The organism is Methylobacterium sp. P3_A11 (assembly GCF_056403155.1).
Genome location: NZ_JBFUGA010000193.1, coordinates 1 through 4702 on the forward strand (window position 1 = coordinate 1; position 4702 = coordinate 4702).

At 76.6% G+C, this 4702-nt stretch carries 5 protein-coding genes and 1 pseudogene; all 6 read right to left on the minus strand.

Going from position 1 to position 4702, the window contains the following annotated elements:
* Window positions 1–104 precede the first annotated feature (104 nt).
* The gene (locus AC1DXK_RS30130; protein ID WP_457108736.1) at window positions 105–1040 is read right to left on the minus strand and encodes a YncE family protein; all 936 of its coding nucleotides are present in this window, start codon (window positions 1038–1040) and stop codon (window positions 105–107) included.
* An 8-nt stretch (window positions 1041–1048) separates the two neighbouring features.
* The gene (locus AC1DXK_RS30135) at window positions 1049–1603 is read right to left on the minus strand and encodes an SRPBCC family protein (protein WP_457108735.1); all 555 of its coding nucleotides are present in this window, start codon (window positions 1601–1603) and stop codon (window positions 1049–1051) included.
* A 2-nt stretch (window positions 1604–1605) separates the two neighbouring features.
* Window positions 1606–2673 (minus strand): vWA domain-containing protein, encoded by a 1068-nt coding sequence (locus AC1DXK_RS30140; RefSeq protein WP_457108734.1) that lies wholly within the window; start codon window positions 2671–2673, stop codon window positions 1606–1608.
* A complete protein-coding gene (locus tag AC1DXK_RS30145; protein WP_457108733.1) occupies window positions 2670–3302 on the minus strand; it encodes an MxaK protein in 633 nt (210 codons plus the stop codon). The genes AC1DXK_RS30140 and AC1DXK_RS30145 overlap by 4 nt, the downstream gene beginning before the upstream one ends.
* Window positions 3299–4351: a vWA domain-containing protein gene (locus tag AC1DXK_RS30150; RefSeq protein WP_477299647.1), complete on the minus strand. Its 1053-nt coding sequence runs from the start codon at window positions 4349–4351 to the stop codon at window positions 3299–3301. Before AC1DXK_RS30150 ends, AC1DXK_RS30145 begins: the two co-directional genes overlap by 4 nt.
* A gap of 4 nt (window positions 4352–4355) precedes the next feature.
* A pseudogene (locus AC1DXK_RS30155) lies at window positions 4356–4702 on the minus strand (nonribosomal peptide synthetase MxaA); the annotation flags it as partial.

Genomic DNA, 4702 nt, shown 5'->3' on the forward strand with positions numbered 1-4702 from the left:
GACCACCGCGCCGGCCTCGTCCGCGCGCTCGTCCGACCCGCGGTCGCAGGCGCCGAGGGCCAGCAGGACCAGGCCGKACGCGATCCGGACGCGGCCGGCCCGGCTCATCGCGCGGGCTCCCCTACGGCCAAGACCGTGCGCGGGCCCTCCGCCACCTTGATGCGCGCCGTCTCGCGCCATGTGGCGAGATCGATCACAGAGACGTCGTCCGAGAACCAGTTCGCCACGTAGGCCAGCGGGCCGGCCACCGCGATGCCCTCGGGATAGGGTCCCACCGCCACGGTGGCGACCACCTCGAGCCGGGCCGCGTCGATCACCGTCACGGCGGCGGCGTGCTGGTTGGTGACCAGGACGCGGCTGCCGTCCCCGGTGACCGCGACGCCGTAGGGCATCCGGCCGGCCGGAACCGTGGCACGGGCCCGCAACGTCGCCGTGTCGATCACCGTGAGATCGCCGCTGCGCACGTTGGCGACGTAGAGGCTCGCCTCGTCCGGTGAAAGCGCCAGGGCGAAGGGCGCCTCGCCGGCCGGGACGACGGCCACCCGGGCCATCGTCCCGGTGTCGATCACGCTGACCTGACGGCTCTCGCGATCGGCGACGTAGAGCCGCCCGCGCCGGTCGAGGACGAGATGGGCCGGGTCGCGGCCCACCGTGGCGGCGCCCTCGACGGCGCCGGTCGCCGCGGAGATCCGCAGGACGCGGTCGCCCGACCAGTCGCCGACGAACAGGTGCGCGCCGTCCGGGCTTGCCGCGAGGCCGAAGGCCTGGCCGGGGACGGACAGGCGGCGGGGCGGCTCGCCGGGCGCGACGACGGTCACGGCGCGCCCGTCCGGGTGGGTCAGGTAGAGGCGGCCGGCCCGGTCGGTCGCCGCCGCGACCGGCGCCGGCCGGAGCGGGATCCGCCCGGCCACGGTCCCGGCCTCGATCCGCGCCAGCTCGGCCCCCTGCTGGCTGACGACCCAGACGGGGTCGCCGGCCGCGGCCGCGCCGCCGGTCCCGGCGGCGGCCGCGAGCGTCGCGATCAGCCGGAGGTGGCGCATGCGGGGCCTCAATGGGTCGTCCGGCCCTCGACGGCCGCCTTCAGGCCCTTGAGCCCGTCCGCGAAGTAGCGGTTCATCGCCGTCCGCCCGGCCTCGTCGCTGAGGTTCTCCGGCGGCTCGTTGCCGGTGTCGCCCCGGTAGAAGCGGCCGATCCACGACACCTTGGAGCCGGTCCCGTCCGGAGTGACGGTGAGCGTCGCCGAGTATGAGGAGACCGGGAGCGCCTTCAGGTCCGGGTCGGACATCCGGTACGCGTAGGTCCGGCCGTCGGCCAGCCACTCGTCCAGCCCCTCGATCAGGGTGCCGCCGGCCTTGAGGGTCACCCGGCGGGTCGTGCCCTCGACATTGCCGCCACTGGCCTCGGCCTTGGCCACGTCGGGGTGCCAGCGCGCGATGCCGCCGAAATCGCCCACCACCGTCCAGACCGCCTCCGGGGGCGCCTGGATGGTGATCGACTGGTCGATCTTCTGCGGCGTCGGCCCGTGGGCCAGCGCCGCGCCGGCGAGGCCGACGACGGCGAGGCCCGCGGCGACGGCCGGGACGAGGGCGAGGGGCATCCGCATGGTCAGGTCCTGATCGGTCCGGTTGGAACGGGGGTTGGAACAGGGGGGACCGCGCGCCCGCGGAGCACGCGCAGGGCGCGGGCGAGGGGCCGCGCCAGGAGGGCCAGGAGCGTCAGCCCCAGGGCCGCCGCCAGGAGGGCGGGCCGCGGGTCGAGGCGGCCGGGCAGGGGGCGCGGCGTCGCCGCGGTGCGCAGGGGGGCCGCGAGACCGCCCGGGCCGTCGAGATGGACGTAGCCGAGGCCGGTCTCGGCGGCGAGGCGCTTCAGGTAGGGCTCGCGGACCGCGGAGAGGTGCTCGGTGCCGTGGGCGGCCTGGGCGCCGAAGGGGGCGTTGCGCGGGTTGTAACCCTCGCGCGATTCCGCGTCGGCCGGGGGCGGCCCGGAGCGGTTCTCCTGCTGGACGTCGCCCTCGCCGAGGAAGCCCGTCTCGCGCCCGCGATCGTCGAAGCGCGGGATCGGTGACAGGCCGTAGCCGCCCGCCCCGACGATCAGCCCGCGCACCGCCCCGGGCCTGCCGTCGAAGGTCGGGCCACCGGAGGCGGGCAGGGGCGGCGTCTCCTGGCCGTCGGTGAGGAACAGCAGGTCGGCGTCGATCTCGCCCGCCATGGCGATCGACCGGAACAGGCCGGCCGCGACGCGGCTGTCCCCCTCCCAGGCCATGCGCGGGTCGAGGGCCGCGATGGCGCCGTCCAGCGGCGCGAAGTCGGCGCAGACCTCGACCGGCGTGAACAGCAGGAACGGCCGCCGGTCGGTGAACAGGCCGAGCGCCACCCGCGAGCCGCAGGGGAGGTCGGGCAGCGTCGCCCGCAGCGCCGTCTTGACGGTCTCGAGCCGGCTCACGGATCCAGCGGCGGCGAGATAGTCGCGCACCGCCATGCTGCCGGTGATGTCGACCACCGCCAGCACCGACACGCCGGTGCGGGTGACCGGGATCGGCGGGGCGACGAGGGCCGCGAGGGTCAGCGTGAGGGCGGCCGCCAGGGCGCGGAACCGCCCGTCGCGCAGGTTTCGGGCGACGAGGGGGGGCAGGACGGGGGGCAAGACGGGGGGAAGGACTCGGCGCGGTCTCACGGGCCGCCCTGCGGCTGGCCGGGAATGTCGGCCCAGATCTTCTTCGGCTCGGCGCGCAGCTCGTCTCCGGTCTTGCGGTCGAATTCCGGGTAGTCGCGCACGAGGCGCGAGGCGACGTCGAGGTTGTACTTGGCGTCCCAGAATTCGGGCCGGGCCTGGAGGGCGCGGCGGTAATCCTGCCGCGCCAGCGTCACCTGGGGCGCTGCCTTGTCGAGGTCGCCCCGGCCGATCAGCGCGAAGGCCTGCCGCATCCGCGCGTTGCCGATGACGTACCGCGCCCGGGCCGCCTCCCGCGCCGCGCCGGCACGGTCGAGGGCGTCGAGGAGGGGCTCGGTCTCGCCGAGACGGTCCCGGGCGGCGAGGAAGCCGATCCGCGCCGCCAGGAGGGCCGGTCGCGCATCCGGGTCGACCGGTCGGTCGCGGCCCGCCTCCAGGGCGGCGATCCGGTCGTCGTCGCGCGCGGCGCTCCAGCCCGAGACGGCGAACCACAGGGCGGCCGCCACGAGGACCAGCGGCAGGGCGACCAGCAGGGCGGGCCGGACTCGGCGCCACGCCGCGGCGACGCCGAGGTGGGAGACGGCGGCGCGGCGGCGCGGGGCCGGGTCGTCGAGGAGGGCGCCGGAACTCATGCCGCCCTCCGCACCGCCGCGCCCGCGGCTTCCGTCGTGGTCTCCGCATCCACCGGCGCGCCCAAGAGGTCCGCCTCCGCGAGCTTGGCCAGGATGAGCATCGCGAGGCCGAGGGCGGCGAGCGCGGCGGCGAGCCCGGTCAGGTCCCGGCGCGGGCGCTCCTCGACGTAGGGGATCGGGTCCCGCTCCAGGGCCTCGATCTGCCCGATGGCGGCGGCCACCGCCGCGGCGCCCTCGGCCTCGAAGGCGCGGTAGGGCACGCCGAGGCTCTTGAAGAACAGGTCGAGATGGCGCTCCGGCGCGGCCTGGGGCGTGTCCTCGCCGGCCGGCCGGTCGGCGATGCCGGGCGATCCCTCGGTGCGCAGGAACAGCCAGTACAGGTTCGGCCGGATCCGCGCGACGGCGGCGCGCAGCTGGTCCTGGAGGCGCGGGTCGATCACCGCGGCGCCGTCGGAGACCAGCAGGAGCACCCGCGAGGCGCCGACATCGATTCCGAACTGCGACAGGGCCATGCCGAGGCCCCGGCCGATATTGGTGTAGTCGAGGCCGGGCCGGTCGATGGCGGCGATCGCCGCCCGCACGGCGTCGTGGCGGTCGGTCATCGGCATGACCAGCATCGGCGCGGTGGAGAAGGCCGTCACGGCGAACAGGTCGTGCGCCCGCGCGCCGACGAAATCCGCCAGGAGGCGCCGGGAGGCCGCGGCCTTCGATTCCTCGGCGCCGGAGGGCTGCCGGCCCGCGAAGGTCTCGTTCATGCTCCCCGAGCGGTCGATCAGCAGCGAGACCTGCGCGCCGATGCCGAGGCGCCCGATCCGCGCCCCCGTCCGGTAGGGGCCCGCCAGGGCCACGATCAGGCCGGCGACGGCCAGAATGCCGGCGAGCGTCAGCGCCCGGCCGAGCCAGGCCGAGAGGGGGTCGGCCGGGGCGGCGGCGACCGCCGGCACGGCCGTCCGGCKCAGGGCCGAGCGGGCCAGCGGCAGCAGCGCCAGCGGCAGCAGCCACAGGATCCAGGGATCGGTCGCGCCGAGGCGGGTGATGAGATCGGTCACGGCCTCACGCGCTCCGCTCCGCCGCCGCGAGGCGCACCAGGAGCGCCTCGGCTTCGGACAGCGGCCAGGCCGCGCGCGCGGCCGGCAGGCGGCCGCCGAAGAAGGCGAGGCGCGAGGCCTCGAAGAAGCGCGCGAGCAGCGCCGCCTGTCCCCGGAAGGCCCCGTGCCGCGCCAGGAAGGCGCCGAGATCGTCGGCCAGCACCCGCCTTCCATCGGTCTCGTCGAGGCCCCGGTGCAGGGCCAGCAGCGCCGCCCGGTAGGCCTGATCGGGCTCGGCCCTCGCCCGCCGCCGGAGCCCGCGCAGCGCCGCGGCGAAGGGGCGGCCCCGCCGCTGCCGGAACGGCCCACAGG

Bases quoted from the DNA above. Each gene is read 5' to 3' on its own strand.
- AC1DXK_RS30130 (WP_457108736.1), bottom strand. From the start codon at position 1,040: ATGCGCCACCTCCGGCTGATCGCGACGCTCGCGGCCGCCGCCGGGACC.
- AC1DXK_RS30135 (WP_457108735.1), bottom strand. From the start codon at position 1,603: ATGCGGATGCCCCTCGCCCTCGTCCCGGCCGTCGCCGCGGGCCTCGCC.
- AC1DXK_RS30145 (WP_457108733.1), bottom strand. From the start codon at position 3,302: ATGAGTTCCGGCGCCCTCCTCGACGACCCGGCCCCGCGCCGCCGCGCC.